Origin of the sequence: Allosphingosinicella vermicomposti, from assembly GCF_003012815.1 — a bacterium.
Taxonomy (GTDB): Bacteria; Pseudomonadota; Alphaproteobacteria; order Sphingomonadales; family Sphingomonadaceae; genus Allosphingosinicella; species Allosphingosinicella vermicomposti.
The window spans coordinates 131167-152848 of sequence record NZ_PXYJ01000002.1 but is presented as its reverse complement, the minus strand read 5'-3'; the positions used below and the strand labels follow the sequence as shown (position 1 = coordinate 152848).

Sequence of the window (21682 nt, the reverse complement as noted above, 5' to 3'; positions counted from 1 at the left end):
CTTCCCACCCCCTTAGAAGCGGTGCCGAATGCCGACATAGTAACGGCGACCCAGAAGATCGTAGGTCATCGTGTCGGTGTTAGCATCAGTCCAGCTTTGGATGAAGGGGGCGTCACGATCGAAGAGATTGTCGACGCCAAGCTGAAGGCGCGAATTCTCGGTCAGATCGAACGCGACCTGCGCGTTGTGGTAGAAGACGTTCGGGGAGCGATAGCCAATGTCTCCCGGTGCCGCATTGAAGTCTGTAGCCTTGCCGATCCACTGGGTGGACCAGGTGAGGTCGACGGTTCCGAGATCTGCCGTGACCACGCCGTAGCCGCGCCATTTCGGATAGCCGCCGTTGCCTCCGCCAATGAAACCATCGAAGATGATGTCGTCGCCGCCCGGATAGGGCGAGATGACATACTCATCGAGATAGCTGACGTTGAGGTCGACGGAGAGCCCGACCGCTCCAATGCTGCGGTTGTATACGACGCCAAGATCCAGACCGCTCATACGCTCTCGACCGGTATTGATCGGCTGGGCGGTGAGATCCTCAATTGCCCCGGTCAGCGGATTACGGGTGAAATCGTCGCAGAATGGATGAGCAAGGTTCGGCGTATTGTAGCAAACGGCGAGCTTCGTCGAACCCGGGATTGAGCGGATCGCGTCCTTGATATCGATGTTGAACCAGTCGGCCGTCAGGGTAAGGCCAGGAATGATGGCACGGGGCTGGAAGACAGCGCCTACCGTCCAGCTCTTCGAGCTTTCCGGCTGCAGATCTTCGTTGCCGCCGACGGTCGTCAGGATCGTATTGCCGAGCTGCACATAATCAGGCCGCACGCCGGATGCCTGGCAATTGGCGATCAGGACAGCATTGCCGCTTTGAGGATAGCGACTGCAGGGGTCGGTCGTCGTCAGATTGCCTTCGGATACACCGCCGTAGAGCTCCGGCACGTTTGGCACACGAAAGCCCGTGCCGTAGGTCGCGCGCAGGCGCACCGCGTCGACAATCTGCCAGTCTGCCGCGACCTTATAGTTCCAGGTGCTGCCGAAGAGGTTGTAGTCTGAATAGCGGACCGCACCGTCAAGGGTCAGGGCCTGAACAAAGGGCACGTTCTTCAGCACCGGCACCGAAAGCTCGAGATAAGCTTCTTTCGTGGTAGTGGAGCCGGAAATGGGATCCTGCTGGTTCGTGTTCGCCACGCCGGCCACCGTCAACGGATCCGGGTCGCGCCAGCCTTTTTCCTTACGGTAGACCACACCAGTGGCGAACGCGACGTCACCGGCGGGAAGAGCAAAGAGCTCGCCCGTTAAATCAGCAGTGACGCTGGCAAGTTCGTTTCCGCCGTGATCGCGCGAGGTGAAGAGGATGTAGTCCAGAACCTCCGGCGTTAGGTCACCGGCTCCCAGATAGTCGCCGCAGGGAACAGCCGCGCCTGCAGAGAAGCTGCACACATTGGTGTTTAGAGTGTTGGCAACATGCTCTAGGTTGGCGATGTTGGTTGAGCCGTCAAGACCAGTGTTTCGCCCATAGCTCGCCGCAACCTCCCATGACCAATTGTTTGCAAGCTTCCCGCGCAGACCCCCCGTGCCCTGCCAGGTGTGGGTTTCTTGGAAGAAGATGCGAGGCCCCGGTTCGGCCAAGCGGCGGGCAACCAATACCAGGTTCTCCCCGGTAGGATTGGTCGGATTTGCGGCAGAGATATTGAGGTTCCGGAGGCCGCCGGGCGTTGCGACCTGATCGCTCTTCCGGAAGGTGTACAGGAACTCGCCGAATGCCGTCACATCGTCGCTGATGTCGTAATGCGTGAAGAAGGCTGTGCTCAGGCGCTCGATCGGACTGACCGCGTTGAGGAACGGGTTGGAGTTGAAGTTGTGCTTGGCGCCGCTGTACGGCTCGTAGAAATCGCCATCGCCGCCGGGTGTCTGATTGAAGTTTATCATTGTGCCGTCGGGCAAGACGGCACGGCCACCGATCGTCGAGGAGCTGTTGGTGCAAGTAAGCACGCCAGGCGACGTCTCGCCGAGCGCACAGGGCGCTCGACTGGCCATGTTGACATCTTCCGTCTTCTGATAGGTGGCTGCAGCGGAAAAGCCACCACGCTCGCCTTGAATGCCCCATGTGAGGTCAGCAGTGAAGTCGGAGCCATCGCCGCGTTCGGTGATGCCGTAGCGCGCGCCGATGCCCAGACCCTCAAAACGGGTGTTCGAGATGATGTTCACCACGCCGGCGACAGCGTCGGCGCCATAGATCGCCGATGCGCCGTCTTTCAGTACGTCGATGCGCTCGATGATCGGCGTTGGGATCATGTTGAGGTCGGGCGAAGAATTGGCGCCCGTTCCACCTGCAACAAGCCGACGATTGTTGAGGAGCACGAGAGTGCGTTTGATGCCGAGACCACGCAGGTTCACCTGAGCCGTGCCGTAGCCGTTGCTGGTCCAGTAGGAGGAGGTTTGGTTACCGGCAGCCCCTGCGCTGGCAGGGAGGCGCTGAAGAACGTTTTCGATGTTCACGACGCCGGTATTGGCGATGCTCTCTGCCGTCACCGTCGTGGCGGGGCCGTTGGCCGTCAGATCCGTCCGACGGATGCGCGAGCCGGTGACCACGATTTCGGCGGATGCGGGTGCTTCAGACACCGTAGTCTCGGTTGCCTGAGTGTCACCCAGGGCTTCGGGTGCGGTCTGCGCGAACGCGGCGGAACCACCCGACGCGAGAATAGTGGCGCTCAGGAGCGATAGTGCAGTTCTTCTCATCGTAACCCCCTAGTGTGACAATCTTATGATTCAAGGAGGCAGGAGAAGCTAAATGCATATACATGTCAATATATATAATGGGAGCTCTTCCTCGGCTCCGGCTGAAAGTCGAAAAATGCCTAAATACAGAGTGATAGGGGAGCGTGGCGGCGCTTATCTGCTCACGACGCAGGGGCGAGCGATGCCGCTCGCCCCTGAGGATGTTACATGTGGTTCATGTCATGGCCGGCATGAGGATCCGCGGGCTCTGGCGCTTTTGGAGCGGGTTTCGGCGCGCTTTTTTCGGCCTCGGGCGCCTTTTGCTTCGCGGCTACGGCAGGTGCTTTCGTTGGGGCCGCTGACTCCTTCGAGCTGGCCTTAACGACTGAGTCATTGGCAGCTGGCGTCGCTTCGCCTCTCAGCATCGCTTCGAGCGCCTGGATCTCCTTCTGTTGATCTGCCTTCGCCTTCTCGGCCTTGGCCCGGATGGCGGTATTCGGGTTTTGAGCGAGAACAACGTCGGACATCTCTACGGCACCGCGATGATGCTCGATCATCTTTCGCATCCAGATCTCGTCGACCGAGCTGCCGGTGGCCGCCATCATCTGCTCATGCATCTTCATCTCGGACGGCCGGTAGAGGGTTGCCGCGTCCTGTGACGGAGCAGCATTGGCCTGAGCTATCTTCTCAAGATCTTGGATCTCTCGCGTCTGCTTATCGATGGTGGTCTGCGCCATGCGGCGAACATCGGCATTCTGGGTCTGGCCCAGGACGGTGTTCGACATCTCGACGGCGCCGCGGTGGTGCTCGATCATCTTGCGGACCCAAGTGTCGCCTGCGTCGGCACCGACAGCCGCCATCATGCGCTCGTTCATCTGCATCTCAGCTTGAGCGAACGGATTGTTGGGATCGTTCATCATCGCCGCCATGTCATTGGCTGCCTGGACATTCTCCGGAGCCGCTTGGTTTTCGTCACCGGTGCCCGAAGAGCAGGCAGAAGCCATCAGAAGCGCCGAGGCCAGGAGTAGGCCTTTGTTCGATTTCATGTCATTCACTCCCTTTGTTTTGATGTTGGGAATTGAGATGCCGACGGGGTGCATACGCGCGAGCGCGCCGCACCCCTCAACATTTACAGTTAAAACCAGGCTCGCAGACCGACGAGGAAGCTGAAGGCATCTCGTCCTTCACCTTCGTCGGCCGCAAAACGCGCCGTATCTCCGAACGCCCGCTCGTATTCGACGCCCACGTAGGGCGCGAATTCCGGCACGATCTCATACCGTAGGCGAGCGCCGAGCTCTCCTGAGGAAATGCCTGATCCAATCCCGAGCTCTGGTACGTCCTGCATCGCCAGCTCAAGCTCCAGCCTTGGCTGAAGAATAAGCTTCTGCGTGATGCGAAGGTCGTACTCTCCCTCCAAGCGAGCGGTTACATCGCCCTTGTTCGACACGAAAACGGCACCGTCGACCTCGAACCAATAGGGAGCGAGGCCCTGGACGCCGAGCACGAGGTGAGTACGATCTGGACCAGACTGGAAGTCTTGGCGGACGCCAACCTGCAAGTCGAACCAAGGATCGATGGCACGGCTCCAGAGCGCCTGGACTTCGGCTTCTTCGAAATCGCCGCCGAACGAGCCTTCGCCTTCGGACTTAACCCAAAGCTTGTCGATGTCACCGCCATACCAAGCTTGTGCGTCCCAGAGGTAACCTTCGGAGCCGTTCCGGATCTTCACTTCCCCACGGTCTAGGAGGAATTTGAAAGTCTCAATGGATCCATGCTCCTCGGCGAGACCAGCGCGCGCCTGTTCCATTGCATCTGAGCCAAAGACGAGGTCGGCAGCATGCGCAGGTCCGCTCATCGCGGCCGCAGATGGGGGTGCTTTAGGCGGCGCAGGCACCTCCATCGTACTCATATCGTGCCCTGCGTGAGGGTCGCTCTGGGTAGTCGTGGTCGGCATCACATGGCCTGCATGTGGATCAGCCTGTGTTGCCGGCGCCGGTTGAGCATGCCCCGCGTGTGGGTCGCTTTGTGCGGGCATCTGATGACCTGCATGCGGATCGGTTGCAGCCGGCTGCGCCGGTGCAGCCGGCATGGTGTGGCCAGCGTGGGGGCCTTGGGCCTCGGCCTCGGGCGTCGGCGACGCATGACCAGCATGAGCATCTGAAGTCGGCGCAGGTGTCGTTCGAGGCATGGTGTGGCCGGCATGCGGGTCGGCTGCGGGCGTTGTTTGCTGCGCGGGCATGTTATGGCCCGCGTGCGGGTCAGCCGTCGCAGATGAGGTCGTTCCCGCCGACATGTTGTGCCCCGCATGCGGATCCTGCGGCTCTGCCGGAGCCGTAGCTGTCGTGCCGTGGCCTGCGTGAGCGTCAGTACTGCTGGCCTGGCCCGCTGGCTCGGAGGCAGTGGTATGCCCACTATGCTGGTCGTGACCAGTATGCTGTGCGAGCGCGGTCGTGGACGCCGATGCAGCCCAGAGGGCTATGAGGATGCTCTTCATGCCGCTTCTCCATCCAAGGGCCGGACCGTCACGACACGCATCATTCCCGCGTGCATGTGGTAGAGCAGGTGACAGTGGAACGCCCAGTCACCGGGAGCGTCGGCCGTCAGATCAAGGCTTACTTTCCCCCCGGGGAGCACCATGATCGTATGCTTCAGCGGCTGGTTGCCTGGATTGCCATTGACGATTTCGAAGAAGTGCCCGTGCAGATGCATCGGGTGCGTCATCATCGTGTCGTTCACGAGGGTGAGGCGGGCACGCTCGTTCCTCTCGAAGCGGATCGGCTCGGGATTCTCGCTGAGCTTCTGCCCATCGATGGACCACATGAAACGCTCCATGTTCCCCGTCAGATGGATTTCGACGTTTCGCGTCGGAACACGCGTGTCCGTGTTCGGATGAAGGTTGACGAGGTCTTTATATGTGAGAACTTTGTGCCCGACATTCTCAAGCCCAATCCCCGGATCCCCCGTTCGATCGACAGGGTTGGGAGCAATCATGTCGACACCTACACCGACCTTGAAGTCGACCTTGGATTTGTCTCGCATGTCCATGCTGCCGTGATCCATTGCAGGAGCGGTTGCCGTTCCAGCGCGGGCGCCAGAGCCATGGTCCATGCCTCCCATGCCCCCCATGCCCATGTCCTTCATGCCGAGGAGTGGGCGCTTGCGTAGGGGGGGAACCGGCGCCGTCATCCCGAGCCGGGGAGCAAGCGTCGCTCGCCCCATCCCTGAGCGGTCGATGCTCTCAGCGACGAAAGTGTAGGCCCGATCTTCGGTCGGCTCGACAATGATGTCGTAGGTTTCCGCGTTGCCGATCTGGAATTCGTCGATCACGACAGGGCGGACATATTGGCCATCCGTGCCCACGACGGTCATGCGCAGGCCGGGAATTCGGACGTTGAAGATCGTCTGAGCCGCGGAGTTGATGATCCGCAACCGAACCCGCTCACCAGGGCGGAACAGGCCGGTCCAATTCTCCTGAGGCCCGTGACCGTTGATGAGGAAGGTGTAAGCCGCTTCCGTCACGTCCGCGCTGTCGGTCGGATCCATTCGCATCTTGGCGAACATGTTGCGGTCCGCGTGGCTCATCCGGTCCTTGCCTTGGATGCGGTCCATCAGCGTCTGCTTCTGGCGATTGAAGAAGCCACCCTCTTGCTTGAGGCGAGCAATGACCTGGTGTGGGTGGAAGAAGGTCCAATCGCTGAGAACAATCACGTGCTCGCGGTCATAGGCGACAGGATCAGCGCCTGCCGGATCGATGACCAGAGGCCCGTAATGACCAAGCTGCTCCTGCAGCCCGGAGTGACTGTGATACCAATAGGTGCCCGACTGTTTAATCGGGAACTCGTAGGTAAAGGTCGAACGAGGCTTGATGCCGGGAAAGCTGATGCCAGGCACCCCGTCCATCTGAAAGGGGACGATCAAGCCATGCCAGTGAATGGACGTATCTTCGTCGAGGGCGTTCTCGACATGGAGGCGAACGTTCTGCCCCTCTCGAAGGCGAAGGAGAGGCGCTGGCAAGACGCCATTTATGGTCACGGCGTGGCCAGTTCGGCCACCAACCGTGAATGCGTCGTGCCCGATCTTGAGGCGAATATCTTCGCCTGAAAGAGTGGGCATCTGAGGGGCGAGCCCGGCGGTCCCGCTCTGGGCCCACGCTGGTAGTAAGCCAGTCAGCCCGAGCCCTACAGCCCCAAGCGCGCCGCCGCGCAGAATCGCGCGTCGTTCAATTAAAGTATTCATGCACATGTCCTTACAGGTCGGCAAACCGATTTTGCTGAGAAAGAGGGGAGGCGATCGGATCGCCTCCCCTCCACGTTTCAGTGGTTTGCGTGACCGGCGTTAGGATCAGTTTTGCCGGTTGCGGCTTTGCCAGCCTGCATGGCCTTCATGTGCTCCGCACACTTTGCAGGGTCTTTGCACATCGCCGCGCACTCGGCGGGATCTTTACCCATTGCTTTCATGTGTTCCGCGCATTTCGCGGGATCCATGTCCTTCATGTGCTCCGCGTGCTTGGAATGATCCATCGCAGCGCCGGCTTGAGTGCCGTGGCTTCCATGGTTGGCATGGTTTTGCGAAGCGGCTGCGTGGCCGGCGTGGGGATCTGCCGGTGCAGTCTGCGCAAGAGCGGTCGAAGCGATCATCATTGCGATCGCGGTCATCATCATTTTCATTTCGTAATCTCCGTTGAGTTTGAAAGCTTCAAGTCTCTGGAGAAATACGTGGAGGAGGCGTTTCCCCCTCGGGGAATATCCCTTCTGAAGTGCGATAGGCGTGAACAGGGGGAGTTTGCCTGCTCATGCCCAAGGGCGGCACTGAGGGTGCAGCTGGCGTAACGGCAGAGCAGGTGCTTACACAGCCCGGCTTCATCTTGGAGCCCTCGCCATTCTCGTCAGTATCGCCATCGGCACAGTGGGATGCTCCATCCGATGTGACAACCGACGCATGCGCCGCGGCCATTCCCGAGCCGGTCATCATGATGATCGGCGAGAAGAACAACGCGAGCGCAACGGCGAAGAAGGTAAGAAGCCTGGGCATTTTAAAGGAAGGTAGTCCTTCGAACCGTTTGCTGCAACAGCTCCCCAGCTTAATGTTGCGCGAAGACCTTGCGGCTGCCTTGCGCGGCGAAGAGGATCGCCTTGTATGGCTGCCGCATATTGCCCTGCTCCATCCCTGGGGAACCGATCGGCATTCCAGGTACGGCGATGCCGATCGCCTTTGGCTTTGTTTTGAGCATCCGCTGGATATCGGAGGCGGGTACGTGACCCTCTACGGCATATGATCCCACTTTTGCGCTGTGGCATGAGCGCAGATCATCAGGTATGCCCAAGGCCTTCGCCGCTGCATCAACATTCTCTGTCTCGATGACCTTCACTTGAAAGCCATGTTCTTGCAGGTGTTTCACCCATTCGGTGCAGCAGCCACAATAAGGCGACTTGATCACCTCGACGGTGGCAGCGGCCGCCTGCGTGCATGCGAGCAACGCGAGTGGAAGGGCAACAAACGACAATTTAGGAACTTTCATCAGGTCTTCCTACAACGAGTTAGAAGGCTGCCGCGCTCATCTCTCAGCGCAACTGAATGCTAGGGTCGGGACTCATAACCACCATGTGACGGCTGCGGCGAGGTAGATGGCGCTGAGGAAGTTGGTGGCGAGTTTGTCGTAGCGGGTGGCGATACGACGATAGTCCTTGAGTCGACAGAACATGCGCTCGACGGCGTTGCGCCCCTTGTACAGGGTCTTGGAGAAGCAGCTTTTCCAGCGCCGGTTAGCCTTTGACGGAATGTTCGGGACGGCGCCCTGGCGCTCGATCAGGTCGCGGATCGCATTGCTGTCGTAAGCCTTGTCCGCGAGCACGATGGTACGTGGCGCAAGGTCATGGAGCAGCGCATCGGCCGCGCGGCAGTCGGCGACCTGGCCACCGGTCAGCAGGAAGCGGAGCGGTCGACCTTCGCCGTCGGTGAGGGCGTGGAGCTTGCTGTTGCGGCCGCCCCGGCTGATCCCGATCGCCTGGAAGAGCGCCCCCCTTTTCCGCCGCCCGCCGAGCGGTGCGCCTTCATGTGGGTGCTGTCGATCAGAACCTCGGCGGGTGGCCCATCTGCTGCTGCCAGCGCAACGACCAACTCTTGCCAAACGCCCTTCGCGGCCCAGCGCACAAACCGGTTGTAGAGCGTCTTTCTCGGCCCATAGCAGTCCGGCGCATCGACCCAGCGCCCGCCCGACTTCAAAACGTGGATGATGCCGCTGATCACCCGGCGATCGTCCACCCGGGCCACACCGCGCACCTTGTCCGGCAGCAGCGGACGCAGCCGCTCGAACTGGGCTTCACTCAACCAAAACTCGCTCAAATCCACGCTCCCGCAGTCGCAGAGCGTGAATCACATCCAAGCCGCCAAGGGAATCCCGTTTATGGGTCCTAACCCTAGATGACGCAGTACCCTATGCTTCAACCGGAGACAGCCCAACCTTTCAGTGAAGCCGCGCTAGAATCTGCTTCATTTGTTCGATCTCGGATTGTTGCGATCGGACGATGTCATTGCAGAGCTCGATTAGCTGATTGTCTGTGAGTTTCGCTTCACGGCACATGAGAATGGCGCCTGAATGATGGGGTATCATGGAGCGGACAAACTGAACGTCGCCCACAGGCGTCTGGGTGCGGGTGAACGCGAATGCGAGCACAAAAAGCGCAATGAAGCCGACGTAAAGAATCCTGTTCAGCTTCTCGTTGTAGTACATGCCCTTCATCATCAGCAGCATCAGCACGGCCATAGGCGCCACCATCATCAGTGCCATGTAGAACATGTTGATGTTGTGGTAGAAGCTTCCGATGCCATCTATCATCGTGAACATCACAAAATACATCACAACGGCACTGATGATAAGGTTTAGGCCGAGTTTCGCGTAATCGGATCTCATCTTCCCTCTCCGTTCTTTTTGCTCCATCCGCCGCGGGTCGACTGGCAAGGTGACCCTCGTTAGAACGCCATGTGATTCATGCCGCCGTGCATGAAGGATCCACCGAGCCAGCCTTGAACGGCGATGCCAAGCGTGATGAACGCCAGGAGCATCCAATAGACGAGGCGAGGCCGGTCAGGACTGCGCCTGGCGCTTGCTCCAAGGTACAGGAGACCGACGCCGAGAATGGCTATTGTTGTGCCTAGCCAGCGGTGAGCCATGAGCACGGGATTGCGATCAGCGAGGTAGAAGCCTCCCGCGAACCAACCGAGCCCGGCTGCGGCGATAGCACCGATCGCCCCCACGACGAGCATGACGTGGGCTGCCCATTGGAACTGCCGATCTCGCCTCCAGAGGCCATATAATTCCACCGCGAGTGCACCAATGAACATCGCGATGGGAAAATGTACGACCAGAGAATGGGCGCGTCCGAGCCAACTTACGATCCGCTGACCGAAAGTTCGTTTCTGGTTGGCAGCGTCTTCATGGTGCTCCGCTACCTGCTCGTGAGCGGCCGCCATGTTTTCGTGCATGTCCGCAGTCGGGGTTTCGAACTTGGCGGCTGCGGGCGCGCCGGGGCCTGCGCCAAGTTGATCATGATTTTCATGCGCGGATGCGGCCGAGCCGAGGACGAGCCAACCTGCCAAGGTCCACGCTAGCACTGTCTTTATGTTGATCTGAAGCATTTACTAACCCCTTAGTCCAAACAGCATACGCACAGCTGGGGCATGCCCCTTAACGCGACACTAGCAGTCGGCGTCCGTTTGAGATTTGTGAGGGAAACGACCTTTAAAAGCGTATGCAAATGGAGGCAGGGTGGAGGTGACCAATGGATATCGACGTACTCTTGAGAAATTTGGCGGACGAAGCTCCTCCGGCAGCACTGAACTCTCTTGAGACGGAGGTGGATCGGCGAGTCGCTCATATCGATTTGCACGCCGACCTTTCCGGTGCCCGCGCGATTGCGGTAGCGCTGTCGGCCTTCGTCGGCATTGCAGCAGGCATGATCCCCGATACGCGTGTGGCGCATGCGTCGACGCCCCTGTCCGATGCCAGAGCGCTTGCACCATCAACGCTGCTACTGGGTGATTTGTGACGCTACCCTCCCGAAAAACTTTCACACTGGCAGTGGTCGCCTTTCTAGCCGCCATGACCGGTGTTTTGGTCGGGCGCGGTTTGTCGCAAGAGCAGCCCGAACGGGCTGCTGCGCTGCATGAAGTCCTTCATGAGGAGTTGGGTCTTAACGATCGCCAACTCGCAAAGATTGACGCTTTGGAAGCCGAGTTCGCAACCCGCCGAGCTGTTTTGGAAGCCGAATTGCGCGCAGACAACGCAAGGCTCGCAGCGGCGATCAAGGCGGAGAAGGGCTACGGCCCTCGAGTTCAGCATGAGATCGAGCGGTCACACAGTGTCATGGGCAGTCTTCAAAAAGAGACCCTCGCTCACATCTTCGCTATGCGAGCGGTGCTCACTCCCAAGCAGGCAGAGCGCTTCGATAAAGCCGTTGTAGAGGCCTTGACCGCGGACGCAGAATGAACTGCGATTCCGCGCAACGAACGGACAGCGAGCTGGCGGCGTTGACGCTTGCTGGACGGAAGGACTGCTTTTCTGAAATCGTTAAGCGTCACAAGGCTCCGATTTTTCGCTTAATCCGCGGTTATGTTGGCGACCCCGAAGAGGCGCTTGATCTTGTTCAGGATTGCTTTGTCTCGGCCTTCAAGAGGCTGGATAGTTACGACCAGGCGAGGCCTTTTCGGGCATGGTTGGCGAGGATCGCAATCAACAAATGCCGCGATTGGGCTCGCAGGCGAGCTGTTCGTGGGCTTCTGTTCTCGTCGGCGGATGCCGACGAGAGGCTTGTTCCAGATTCTAGGCCCACAACCGATCGTTCTCTGGCGGATCGCGAGGAACTCCGCCTCCTATGGTCCGCCATTAGAGATCTACCTCGCGCCCTGAAAGAACCCCTCATCCTTTGCGCGATCGACAATCTTTCGCAGGCCGAGGCCGCAGCCGTGCTGAGGATCAGCGAGAAGGCAGTCGAAACTCGTATATATCGCGCCCGCAAGAGGCTCGCCGCGATCCGAGATGGTTAGCGGGAACGCTCTGATTGATCGCTTCTCCGCCGCTGACAGGGGATGGACGGATGGGGTGACGCCGTTTCCGTCTGGTTTCGGGTCGATTGAGGGCGGGGCCACTTACGGTTGGCAGAGTGCGCCCGAACCGACTTTCTTCAGTTCGCGTGGAGCTGATGGTGCATATTGCCTGACGATCATTTCGAATAGCGTGGAAATGATCTTGACTTCCTGGGTCGTTGTCGTCATTTCGAGAATATTGAAAGTGAGCGAGTGTGGACGTACAAACGGCAATCGTTGCTCTGGGAGCCCTTGCACAAGAACACCGTCTGTCTCTCTTCAGGTTGCTTGTTCAAGCTGGAGGCAAAGGGATGGCGGCTGGGGCAATTGCTGATGTGCTCGGCGTTCCAAATTCTTCGCTCTCCTTCCATCTTGCACAACTGCAAAAAGCTGGCCTCATCGACCAGGAGCGCCAGCATCGCTCCCTCATTTATCGAGCCAATTATGCGGCGATGAACAATCTGGTCGGATACCTGATGGAAAATTGCTGCGCCGGAGCGACTTGTGGCGTCGAACCGCAATGCAGCATCGATCAAGCTCAAGACGAAGGGAAACGCGCATGAAGCGCCTGCATGTTCACGTCGGGGTGGAAGACCTCGAACAGTCGGTCTCTTTCTACTCGACCCTGTTCGGAGCAGAGCCGTCTGTGTTGAAGGCCGACTACGCCAAATGGATGCTGGACGATCCGCGGGTCAATTTCGCCATTTCCTCGGGCAACCATGCGGCCAAAGGCATTGAACATCTCGGCATCCAGGTGGAAAGCGATGAGGAGCTGGCCGAGGTCTACGGACGCCTGAAGGCGGCCGACCGGCCCGTGCTGGAGGAAGGTGCGACCACCTGCTGCTATGCGAAGTCGGATAAGAGCTGGATCGCCGACCCAGACGGGGTCGTTTGGGAAGCTTTCTTCACCACGGGAGAGGCAACGATGTACGGCGACAGTCCGACCCTCTCGGCACTGTCTGAAACCGCGGCGGAAAACGCCTGCTGCGCGCCGGTCATGCCGAGCCAGCCCGAGAAACAGCCCTCATGCTGCGGCTAGAGCGGCTATCGTCCGAGGATTTTGGAGCCTTGGAAGCCGCGCTTCAATCGGCCCATCTTCCAACCCAGGACATTCGAGACCCCGGCAAGCTTTTCTATGGTGCTGAGAAAGCCGGCGAGACCGTAGGGTTCATTGGGTTTGAGGTTCAAGGCAGCGAGGCACTCCTGCGCTCGGTTGTTGCCCGTCAACGCGGCCAGGGCAGCGGTGTGCTTCTGGTGCAGGCTGCCATCGAACAGGCGCGAATTGAGGGCGTGAGACGGCTTTGGCTACTCACCACGACAGCCCGCGACTTCTTCCTGAAACAGGGCTTCCGAAAGGTAGAGCGATCAGCCGCGCCGGACGCCATCCGGCAGACGCAGGAATTCCAGTCGCTTTGCCCTGCAGAAGCGGATTGTATGACATTTGAAATTGAGGAATGCTGACAGTGGAAGTCACCATCTATCATAATCCCGCCTGCGGCACGTCCCGGAACACTCTGGAACTGATCCGTGCCACCGGCGCCGAGCCCAAGGTGATCCACTATCTGGAGACGCCCCCGAGTAGGGAAGAACTTGTGTCGCTGATCCAGCGCATGGGTATCGGCCCACGCGATCTTCTGCGGCAGAAGGGAACGCCTTTTAGCGATCTGGGCCTCGACGATCCGGCGTTGAGCGATGACGAGCTGATCGACGCGATGATGGCGCACCCGATTTTGATCAACCGTCCGATCGTCGTCGGGCCAGAAGGCGTGAAGCTCTGCCGCCCTTCCGAGGACGTGTTATCGATCCTGGATCGGCCACTCACTGCAGATTTCACCAAGGAAGACGGCGAAGTGGTGCCGGCGAATGGCTGACGCTCCCAAGGTGCCGGCCAAGCCAGCGATGACGACCTTCGAGCGCTATTTATCCCTCTGGGTTGCGCTCTGCATCATCGCCGGCATCGGCCTCGGCGCGGCGGTGCCCGGCGCTTTCGCGACCATCGCCGACGCGGAAGTTGCCCGGGTGAACCTCCCGGTCGCCCTGCTCGTATGGCTGATGATCATCCCCATGCTGCTCAAGATCGACTTCGGCGCGCTGGGACAGGTGCGCCAGCATCTGCGCGGCGTCGGCGTCACGCTGTTCATCAACTGGGCCGTGAAGCCTTTTTCGATGGCGCTGCTCGGCACCGCCTTCATCGGCTGGCTCTTTTGCCCCTGGCTGCCCGCTGACCAGATCGAAAGCTACATCGCCGGTCTCATTCTCCTCGCGGCGGCGCCCTGCACGGCGATGGTGTTCGTGTGGTCGAACCTCTGCGAGGGCGAACCTCATTACACGCTGAGCCAGGTTGCGCTGAACGACCTCATCATGGTCTTCGCCTTCGCGCCTCTGGTGGGGCTACTGCTTGGGGTCGCGTCGATCACGGTACCATGGGACACACTCCTGCTCTCGGTGGTCCTTTACATCCTTGTCCCAGTGATCGTCGCTCAAGTCATCCGCCGCCAAGTCCTGGTGGCGGGCGGACAGCCTCGGCTCGACGCCTTGCTGGGCAAGTTGGGGCCGGTATCACTCGTGGCACTGCTCACCACGCTTGTCCTGCTCTTCGGCTTTCAGGGTGAGGCCATATTAGATCAGCCGCTCGTCATCGCTTTGCTGGCCGTGCCGATCCTTATCCAGGTCTATTTCAATGCGGGGCTGGCTTACTGGCTCAGTCGCCGTTTCGGCGTCGCTTGGTGCGTCGCGGCCCCTGCGGCTCTCATCGGTGCGAGCAACTTCTTCGAACTCGCAGTCGCGGCTGCAATCAGTCTGTTCGGCCTAAAATCCGGCGCGGCACTCGCAACCGTCGTAGGTGTGTTGGTGGAAGTTCCGGTGATGCTCTCCGTGGTTGCCCTCGTGAAGCGGACACGGCGGTGGTACGAAACCCTTGCGCACTGACACGCTTGGCCAGATGCTGCCTATGATTTTCCGACTGCCGATCGCCTGCGCCAATCGATGTGCGTAATGGCCGAGGCCCCCTTCACCTTCGTGGATTTTTCTTGAAGCCAAGCCTCGGCAAAGGTGTCGCGCTTGCGGACATGCTCAACAAGTTCCTTCGCGACGCGCGTGAATGCGCCAATCAGGGTGCCGGACTCGATGTACATGATGTCATCTCCCAGCTCCTCGTTCAGCTCCGACAGCGCGATCGTAAGGATCGTCATCAGTTTGTTGTCGGCGCAACGCAAGGCGAACTCAGGAGACTGTAGCGGGATTGCCGCTAGTAAAGCCACCGGGTCGCTGTTGGTCGCCTCTGCAAAGCGCGCAAGCCGATCGTAGGTGATGCGGCCGCGACCGGCTTCGAAATGCTCGTAGGAGCGTAAGGGCATTCCAAGCGCACGCGCTACCTCGCTCGGCCGCATGCGGCGATCTTTTCGAATTGCTTTCAGTGCTTCGGACAGAAGATCTGCGTGGGTCCTGTCTTCAGAGTTTTTCATTCCCATCGCGCGCTCGCTACTCAAGGTAAGCCTCGCATTCGTTAGCCAGTGGTGAGAAATTGTTCAAACCCGCGCCAGCGAACCATATTGGATTCTAGACCTTAATCGATTTACTGGACTTGCCGTTCCTTGAAATGCACTTTGAAAATAGTCCGAATATGATTTGAGTATGCCCTGCAGAAAGGGCCTCCTCAGACGCCGCGCATGCCTGCGCGGGCCAGAATGAGGAGGCTAGGATGAAGAAAGTGAACACAAGCCGGCTGATCAAGCTGGGATCAGTAAACCGTCTGACCAAGGCGATCGGGCCCGGCACGCGGCCCGAACTGAACCCTGTTTTCGCTTGGCAGGGCTGAGTGCGAGGGGAACGGCGGCCTCGGCCGCCGTTCCCGAGTCGGCCGCGCTCGATGCGCCACCATGCTCCCTTCCGCTCAATCCTCGCGTCACGCTTGCCGCGCCACGACCGGCAAATTCTTGCGGATTTGCGGCGGGAAACGGTGCAGACGAGGCGAGTATAAGACCGATCATGGCCCTTCGGTCGCCTCAACTGGTATCGCTCACTACGCTGGAGACGACTTTTGCCGGTCCGGGCGCTTTGGCGCTGGACCGATGGCCGCATAGTCCATCATGCCACGCACAGCAGGTGGCAGCAGATGGTGAGTACGGCCCAGGGTAACGACCGGTTCAGCCGGGTTTACGTGGACATTCGCAAGCAGGTTGTGACGGGCCGCTTCTTACCGGGAGCCCAGATCAAGGTCGCTGAAGCGGCCGCCCACCTCAAGCTCAGCACAACCCCTGTGCGCGAAGCACTCTCGAGATTGGTGGGCGAGGGTCTTCTTGAAGACCGGCGCCGTCACGGCTTCTTTGTTCCTGTTCCCTCGCCCTACGACCTCATCGATCTTTACACGCTTATGGACCTCTTTCTTGGAGCGGCCTGGAAGAAGCCTGACCACGGATCGCGACCCTTCATCCCTCCGTTCGCGGGTGATAACGCTGACGAACCCGTCGGCGCCGATCCCGCGAGGGATCTGTTCAGCGGCATTCTACGGCGCTCGAATAACTTCGCTCTGATCGAAACGGGTGAGCGGGCGCTCGACCGGCTGGCTTCGGCGCGACGGGCCGAGCCGCTCGTCCTGGGCTGCTGCGACGAGGAGTTGGGTCTTCTGCGAGAGGCCCTCAACCGTGGCGATCGCGACCCATTGTTTGCTCTCGTCCGAAGCTATCACCGCCGACGCAAAGCGCATGCGCCGCAGCTTTCCTATGTCATCGCCAATCGGTCGGCCGCAGCCGAAGAATATATTCAAAATATAGTTTGAGTGTCTCTTCACCGGCTGGCCTGCTGGGGGCGCCGCTTCATGCGGCGGACCATCGAAGAGGAGCACGAAATGAAACGCAGATCGAAGATCATCCGGCTCGGGAAGGTTTCGCGCCAGACCAGGGCCATGCACATCATCGGCGTTCCCGAGATCGGCAATCCGATCCTGAGCTATCTCGCCGGTTGATTTGAGGAGGACGGAGGCCATGACATTCTCCGTCCTCCTTTTCCCCGTGGGTCGGCCATGAGCATCGGATTGCCTGGAGGGATTTACGCGGCAAATGTGCGCGGAGATCTGGTGTTTCTCGACGCACGCCGGAACGAATATTCATGCATCCCGCGTTCCCAGGCCGAGGGACTATTGGGCCCGGACGAGCGGCGAGACCTCGACCTCGTTGAGGAACTCGAGGCCGAAGGCCTTCTCACGCGCGAGCCGGGGAAGTTCGCCCGAAATCTTAGCGGACCTCCCTCTACGGCCGTCGCAGACCTTTATGACGCCGCGGTGGAGCCGCCCGATCGCATGCCGATCTTCGCCTTCGTCCGAGCAGCGGCCCGGATGGGCGCAAGGATGATATGGCAGAAGCCGCGACACTGGCTCGGGAGCGGTCGCAACGGCGCCAGTAGATCGGGGGCGGAGCAGGCTTTGACGCTCGCCCATGCTTTCAGCCGTCTTAGCCCCTGGGTGCCAGGATCCGGCCGCTGCGTACCCTCATCGATCCTTCTTCTCGAGTTCCTCAAGCAACACGGCATCGAGGCGGACTGGGTGTTCGGGGTGCGAACCTACCCTTTCGAAGCCCATTGCTGGGTGGAGAAGGACGGCATTGTCCTCAACGACAGCCTCGAACATGTCCGCTGGTTCACGCCCATTGCCGTTGGCTGAGCTGCAGGCCGATCCGCCGTATCTGGCGATCGCTTGGGATCGGAGTAGCTCCGAACAAGAAGCGCACGCCCGGAGCATAGTGGATTTCATCCCGAGCCGCTGGGCAAGGCTTCAGCTGATCTTCAACGAGCCGGGCATGGCGGTCCTTGTTAGGTCCGATCAACAGCACCGAATCTTCGAGATGCCGGACGGACGGAGCATCGTGATAGGCGATCTCTTCGCTTCGTCGGCTTTGCCGGCCGCGCTTCGCAATTCGCGGAATATTGGAGAAGGCGCGGCCTTTCTCCTGAGCGCTGGATGGGGGCGCTACGTCTCCCTGTTCTGGAGCGCTGAATCTCTGGACGCAGCGTTGCTCCGCGACCCGAGCGGCGCCATGCCGGCTTATGTTGCCGAACACGACGGGGTGCGTCTTATCTCCTCTGCGATTCCGCGATGGCTTCTGGAACGCCTTGGCCGGAAGGTGAAGGTTAACCTGCAGCGCCTCGCCGCAGCGGTCGCGCACCCGCCCGTGGCGAGTTTCCAGTCGCTCATGGAGTGCGTGGAGATTGTCCCAGCAGGTGGCTTGTTTCACTTCTCCGGCCCCCTTGCGGCGCACGCGCAGCTGTGGAAACCCGCCCGCTTCGCCACACAAGCCCAGCCGTCGTGCGTATCCGCTGCCGCTCGAGATTTGCGGGGCGTTGTCGAGCGGGCGTGCCGTACGCTCCTGTCCGAACAGGGACGGGTTGTACTTGAGCTCTCCGGCGGACTCGATTCCGCTATCGTACTCGGCGCTGTCGCCTCGCACGCCCACTCACCCATAGTCAGCTGCGCCAACTTCGCCACCAGCTTCGTGGAGGGCGATGAGCGAGAACATGCCCGGGCCGCCGCCGCAAAATGGAACGCACCCCTTGTCGAACTTATGGCCTGCGAGCGGGACGCCGATCTCGCGCGGCTTACGCAGATCGCGCAGCCCGTGGAGCCCCTCCTTTTCGGTCTCGACCTGGCGGTCGAAGTCGCCATGACCAACCTTGCGGCTGATCTCGACGTGACAGCCATCGCGACCGGGCAGGGCGGCGATGCCGTCTTCTTCCAGAGGCCGACTTCGGCCGTGGCGATCGACGCCTATTTGGATGGTGGTTGGCGAGCTTTGTATTCGCAAGCGGCCTTCGATGCTGCACGCCGCGCGCATTGCTCGATCTGGCGGGTGTGGCGGGACATGTTGCTTCACAAGTGGCGCGGCCCGGCAGCGCAATCGCAATTCGATGGCGGTGTTCTTTCACGGACTACTCTTGCGATTATCGAAGGCGGTCTTCCCGTGCATCCGTGGCTTGAGGGGGACGAGACGTTACCGCCCGCCAAGCGCATGCAGATCGAGGCGCTTTGCAACGGCCAGATTTTCTATGGGCCAAGCCTGCGATCCGCCGCCCGCACGCTCATTCACCCGCTTCTCGCGCAGCCGGTACTGGAACACTGCCTCGCGATCCCGACCTATATGCTCGCCCGTGGTACGGCCGACCGGGCGCTTGCGCGCGCCGCCTTCGAGGACATGCTGCCCCAGTCCATCGCCAGGCGGCGGGGAAAAGGAGAGGCATCCAATTATTATGGCCGCCTCGTTTTCGAGAATCTGGACTTCCTGCGTGGTTATCTGATCGACGGAACGCTCGTTGCGCATGGTATCCTCGATCCCGATGCGCTCGATAATCTTCTGACAGAGGACATGCTCATCTGGAGCGACCGTGCGCGCCTGCCCATTATTTATGCGGGGTTTGAGGCTTGGGCGCGCCACTGGCTTGCGTGAGCGGGGATTGTCCGAGCGTCTCCTCAAGGAAGCGGAATATCCGTTCCCATTGATCCTCGATATTGGCCGGGCTCGCGAAGACATGCCCTTCGCCTGCATAGCGGACCAGCGCGGCGTCCTTGCCGCTTCGATACAGTGCAAAGAACATCCGTTCGGATTGCGCCACCGGCACCGCGTCAACGTCCCCGTGGATGAGGAGAACGGGTGCGGTAATGCGCTCCACACCAAAGAGCGGACTGTTCCGAATATAGCGGTCGAGATCGCGCCACGGCGGCGATCCCATCCGGCCCTGACCACCCTCGTGCCATCCCGCGCCCACGCTGAGTGCGATGGCGCTTCGTTCGTCCGCTTGCGGCACATCGAAGCCATCGCCATAGCCAGAAAGGAGGTCGGAAACCCCGGCCGAGGCGATCACGCTCTTAAAGACCGTGGACGTTCCGGCGAGCGACAATGCGGCATAGCCGCCGTAGCTATGGCCGTAGACAGCGATACGGGACGGGTCGATCCGGCCGGTTGCGCGCGCGGCCTCAACCGCTCCAAGAACCAGATCCGACAAGCCGGCGAGGGGATCCCCGGTACCGGACGGAAGCGGAATGCTCGGCTTCAAGACCGCATATCCCTTCGCGGTCAACAACTCCGGATTGGCGTGACTCTGCAAGGTTGCAAGGCCAGCGCTCGGCGCCGCCGCGTCGCTGAAGGAAAGCTCGGGATAGGGGATCACGACCAGGGGATAAGGAGCAGCGCCTGTTTCAGCGGGCAAGTAAAGCCAGTGCGTCAGCCTCTCGCCTTTTGGCGAAACGCTGTGAACGGATATGGCTTTGGCACGCGCCACATCCGCAAGATGGCGATTGAGATTGTCCAGCGGTTCCTCTGGCCCGCCGCAAGACAGGCGTAGCAGCTGTCCGACGGCATCTTCACCTTCGCCATAGGCAATGGCCTTGCCCGTATCTGCGGCTGCGAGCGGGCGCGAGCGGGGTGCAGCGAAGGGGCAGGCTCGGAGCTGGCTGCCATCGCTGTCGAAGATATGCAGGACCTGCCCCTGCTTAGTCTTCTCGACGATGAACGGCAGGCGCGGGGGCGGCGTGTTGAAGAGGCGCCGCACGCCCATGCTGAACGGATCTCCCGACGCCCCGCCCACGGCGGCGACCGCTTCGAACGGCATCTTGCCGGGTTTACCCGTCGCGGGAATGGACCAGATCTGCCCGCCCGCGCGGACGAACATCGAGGCAGGGCCAGCCGCCTCAAGGTGGAGCGGTTGGGACAACGCCCCGGTGAGGTTTTGGAAACGGCCGGGACTCTGGATGGCATACCAATCCGGGCGGGGTGATGCGCCCTCGCGCGCGAAGACGATCGGTCGCTCGCCGAGCCACGCGGCGCTAATGACGGTCGTGCTGCCGTCCGGCTCCGAAATTTCGGGCCGGAGCTCTGACCCTGTCAATGTACGGATACGGCGCCTCGCAGCCCCTGCCTGATAGACCTCCGCCTCGCGCCAATCCTGCCCCTGCGCGCGAGCAGCGAAGAGGAGGCTAGCTTCCTGAGGGGACCAGCTGAGCAGATTGGGGAGAATATCGCATCCGGGGCAGGGCTCCCAAGTCTGACCACTCTCAACATCGATGATGGTCAATCGCTGCGTGCGCCAGGTGGCGGCGGAGCCGACGGGGCGATCGAGGGGGAGCGGTGCGGCCGCGCCCTCATGAACGGCCGCAAGCCGTTTCCCATCGGCGGAGAGCGCCAGATCGGTGATGTCACCGTGGAAGAGGGTCCGCGCAGCGCCCGAGCGAAGATCGACGAGAACGGCCGCCCGGTCGGCACCTGGCCCTGTGTCGCCGAAGCGCCCGCTTCCAAAGACGGTGGCTGAAGCTCTCCGTCCTCCGGCTCCCGCGTCCCAAAGGCGCTCTGATCGTTTCTGGATCGCTGAACCGAAGCCGAGGATGAAGGGCAGGGTGCCGGACGGCAAACTGGCATAGATGAGCTTGTCCTCGCTCAACCAGAGCGGAATGGGGTTCGCCAGCGGCAGGTCCGGCGTCAGGGCGAGCCATTGAACCCGGCCGCTGGGAATTTCCAGGACGCCGAGGCTGACCTCGTCGTCCTTCAACCGGAAGATGGCGAGCTTCTTCCCCGAAGGAGAAAAGTCGCCCATCCAATAGCCGGCGTCCGCCTCCTGCGCGAACGCCGGGCGAAGACTTCCGCCCTCGAGCGGCGCGAGAAACAGCTTCGAGAGCAGCCTCCGCACGAAATAATTATAGCTGTACCGTTCCGCGCCATCGTAGCGCTCCTGTCGCTCCACCATCGCAAAGCGCCCGGATGGATCGATCTTGACCTGCCCATAGCTTTCGAGCCGCAGCATGTCGTCAACCGTATAGGGTCGCGCCGCGGCAGGAGAGGGGGCAAGCAGGCACAGCGCGGCAAGCCACGAAAAACGCATGGCGAAGGGCTCCGGGAAAGGGTGAGGA

23 protein-coding genes are annotated in these 21682 nt (G+C 60.6%); 11 read left to right on the top strand and 12 right to left on the bottom strand.

Translation table 11 applies throughout. The features are described 5' to 3' along the window. Window positions 1-12: 12 nt before the first annotated feature. The 9 genes from C7I56_RS06660 to C7I56_RS06620 all read right to left on the bottom strand — a co-directional run bounded on the left by C7I56_RS06660 (window position 13) and on the right by C7I56_RS06620 (window position 10350). A complete protein-coding gene (locus C7I56_RS06660; protein WP_106639792.1) occupies window positions 13-2736 on the bottom strand; it encodes a TonB-dependent receptor in 2724 nt (907 codons plus the stop codon). A gap of 203 nt (window positions 2737-2939) precedes the next feature. After that, entirely contained in the window at window positions 2940-3761 is an 822-nt protein-coding gene (locus C7I56_RS06655; RefSeq protein ID WP_158703032.1) for a DUF305 domain-containing protein, read from the bottom strand. A gap of 89 nt (window positions 3762-3850) precedes the next feature. Further along, window positions 3851-4615 (bottom strand): copper resistance protein B, encoded by a 765-nt coding sequence (locus C7I56_RS06650; protein ID WP_342587701.1) that lies wholly within the window; start codon window positions 4613-4615, stop codon window positions 3851-3853. Between the two features lie 590 nt (window positions 4616-5205). Next, window positions 5206-6951, bottom strand: coding sequence for a copper resistance system multicopper oxidase (locus C7I56_RS06645; RefSeq protein WP_106640179.1), 1746 nt, complete (start codon window positions 6949-6951; stop codon window positions 5206-5208). A 77-nt stretch (window positions 6952-7028) separates the two neighbouring features. Then, window positions 7029-7382 (bottom strand): hypothetical protein, encoded by a 354-nt coding sequence (locus C7I56_RS06640; RefSeq protein ID WP_106639790.1) that lies wholly within the window; start codon window positions 7380-7382, stop codon window positions 7029-7031. 413 nt (window positions 7383-7795) lie between these two features. Continuing rightward, entirely contained in the window at window positions 7796-8233 is a 438-nt protein-coding gene (locus C7I56_RS06635) for a DUF411 domain-containing protein (protein WP_106639789.1), read from the bottom strand. A gap of 72 nt (window positions 8234-8305) precedes the next feature. Next, window positions 8306-9057, bottom strand: a protein-coding gene (locus tag C7I56_RS06630; protein WP_245409617.1) for an IS5 family transposase whose coding sequence is annotated in 2 segments (ribosomal slippage) — window positions 8306-8724 and window positions 8724-9057 — 753 coding nt in all. Because the reading frame shifts where the segments join, the coding sequence is not laid out codon by codon here. 121 nt (window positions 9058-9178) lie between these two features. Then, on the bottom strand, window positions 9179-9625 hold the full coding sequence (locus C7I56_RS06625; RefSeq protein WP_106640178.1) for a DUF305 domain-containing protein: 447 nt from the start codon (window positions 9623-9625) through the stop codon (window positions 9179-9181). A 59-nt stretch (window positions 9626-9684) separates the two neighbouring features. Beyond that, the gene (locus C7I56_RS06620; RefSeq protein WP_245409616.1) at window positions 9685-10350 is read right to left on the bottom strand and encodes a DUF2231 domain-containing protein; all 666 of its coding nucleotides are present in this window, start codon (window positions 10348-10350) and stop codon (window positions 9685-9687) included. 143 nt (window positions 10351-10493) lie between these two features. Between C7I56_RS06620 and C7I56_RS06615 the strand changes: the two genes are divergently transcribed. The 3 genes from C7I56_RS06615 to C7I56_RS06605 are packed head-to-tail and all read left to right on the top strand — an operon-like array spanning window position 10494 to window position 11757. Next, entirely contained in the window at window positions 10494-10760 is a 267-nt protein-coding gene (locus C7I56_RS06615; protein WP_106639787.1) for a hypothetical protein, read from the top strand. After that, the gene (locus C7I56_RS06610) at window positions 10757-11200 is read left to right on the top strand and encodes a Spy/CpxP family protein refolding chaperone (protein WP_280951953.1); all 444 of its coding nucleotides are present in this window, start codon (window positions 10757-10759) and stop codon (window positions 11198-11200) included. The genes C7I56_RS06615 and C7I56_RS06610 overlap by 4 nt, the downstream gene beginning before the upstream one ends. Continuing rightward, complete coding sequence (locus tag C7I56_RS06605) at window positions 11197-11757, top strand: RNA polymerase sigma factor (RefSeq protein ID WP_106639786.1); 561 nt, start codon at window positions 11197-11199, stop codon at window positions 11755-11757. The genes C7I56_RS06610 and C7I56_RS06605 overlap by 4 nt, the downstream gene beginning before the upstream one ends. A 102-nt stretch (window positions 11758-11859) precedes the next feature. Here the strand turns inward: C7I56_RS06605 and C7I56_RS12725 are convergent, their stop codons facing one another. Then, the gene (locus C7I56_RS12725; RefSeq protein WP_280951952.1) at window positions 11860-11985 is read right to left on the bottom strand and encodes a hypothetical protein; all 126 of its coding nucleotides are present in this window, start codon (window positions 11983-11985) and stop codon (window positions 11860-11862) included. A gap of 26 nt (window positions 11986-12011) precedes the next feature. Here C7I56_RS12725 and C7I56_RS06600 point away from each other — a divergent pair, with 26 nt between their 5' ends. The 5 genes from C7I56_RS06600 to arsB are packed head-to-tail and all read left to right on the top strand — an operon-like array spanning window position 12012 to window position 14724. Beyond that, on the top strand, window positions 12012-12359 hold the full coding sequence (locus tag C7I56_RS06600; protein WP_106639785.1) for an ArsR/SmtB family transcription factor: 348 nt from the start codon (window positions 12012-12014) through the stop codon (window positions 12357-12359). Then, window positions 12356-12835 carry an ArsI/CadI family heavy metal resistance metalloenzyme gene (locus C7I56_RS06595; RefSeq protein ID WP_106639784.1) on the top strand — a complete coding sequence of 160 codons (480 nt, stop codon included), beginning with the start codon at window positions 12356-12358 and terminating at the stop codon, window positions 12833-12835. The genes C7I56_RS06600 and C7I56_RS06595 overlap by 4 nt, the downstream gene beginning before the upstream one ends. 29 nt (window positions 12836-12864) lie before the next feature. Further along, window positions 12865-13257 carry an arsenic resistance N-acetyltransferase ArsN2 gene (arsN2, locus tag C7I56_RS06590; protein ID WP_158703031.1) on the top strand — a complete coding sequence of 131 codons (393 nt, stop codon included), beginning with the start codon at window positions 12865-12867 and terminating at the stop codon, window positions 13255-13257. Continuing rightward, window positions 13251-13667 carry an arsenate reductase (glutaredoxin) gene (gene arsC / locus C7I56_RS06585; RefSeq protein WP_199792348.1) on the top strand — a complete coding sequence of 139 codons (417 nt, stop codon included), beginning with the start codon at window positions 13251-13253 and terminating at the stop codon, window positions 13665-13667. The genes arsN2 and arsC overlap by 7 nt, the downstream gene beginning before the upstream one ends. Then, entirely contained in the window at window positions 13660-14724 is a 1065-nt protein-coding gene (gene arsB / locus C7I56_RS06580; protein ID WP_106639782.1) for an ACR3 family arsenite efflux transporter, read from the top strand. The genes arsC and arsB overlap by 8 nt, the downstream gene beginning before the upstream one ends. Before the next feature lie 20 nt (window positions 14725-14744). Here arsB and C7I56_RS06575 read toward each other — a convergent pair whose 3' ends face one another. Continuing rightward, entirely contained in the window at window positions 14745-15266 is a 522-nt protein-coding gene (locus C7I56_RS06575; RefSeq protein WP_199792347.1) for a helix-turn-helix domain-containing protein, read from the bottom strand. Between the two features lie 644 nt (window positions 15267-15910). Here C7I56_RS06575 and C7I56_RS06570 point away from each other — a divergent pair. The 3 genes from C7I56_RS06570 to C7I56_RS06560 all read left to right on the top strand — a co-directional run bounded on the left by C7I56_RS06570 (window position 15911) and on the right by C7I56_RS06560 (window position 19229). Then, window positions 15911-16573: a GntR family transcriptional regulator gene (locus C7I56_RS06570; RefSeq protein WP_106639780.1), complete on the top strand. Its 663-nt coding sequence runs from the start codon at window positions 15911-15913 to the stop codon at window positions 16571-16573. A gap of 243 nt (window positions 16574-16816) precedes the next feature. Further along, complete coding sequence (locus tag C7I56_RS06565; RefSeq protein ID WP_106639779.1) at window positions 16817-17452, top strand: lasso peptide biosynthesis B2 protein; 636 nt, start codon at window positions 16817-16819, stop codon at window positions 17450-17452. A gap of 79 nt (window positions 17453-17531) precedes the next feature. After that, window positions 17532-19229: an asparagine synthase-related protein gene (locus tag C7I56_RS06560; protein WP_158703029.1), complete on the top strand. Its 1698-nt coding sequence runs from the start codon at window positions 17532-17534 to the stop codon at window positions 19227-19229. Here the strand turns inward: C7I56_RS06560 and C7I56_RS06555 are convergent. Further along, the gene (locus C7I56_RS06555; protein WP_106639777.1) at window positions 19183-21654 is read right to left on the bottom strand and encodes a S9 family peptidase; all 2472 of its coding nucleotides are present in this window, start codon (window positions 21652-21654) and stop codon (window positions 19183-19185) included. The genes C7I56_RS06560 and C7I56_RS06555 overlap by 47 nt on opposite strands. Window positions 21655-21682 lie beyond the last annotated feature (28 nt).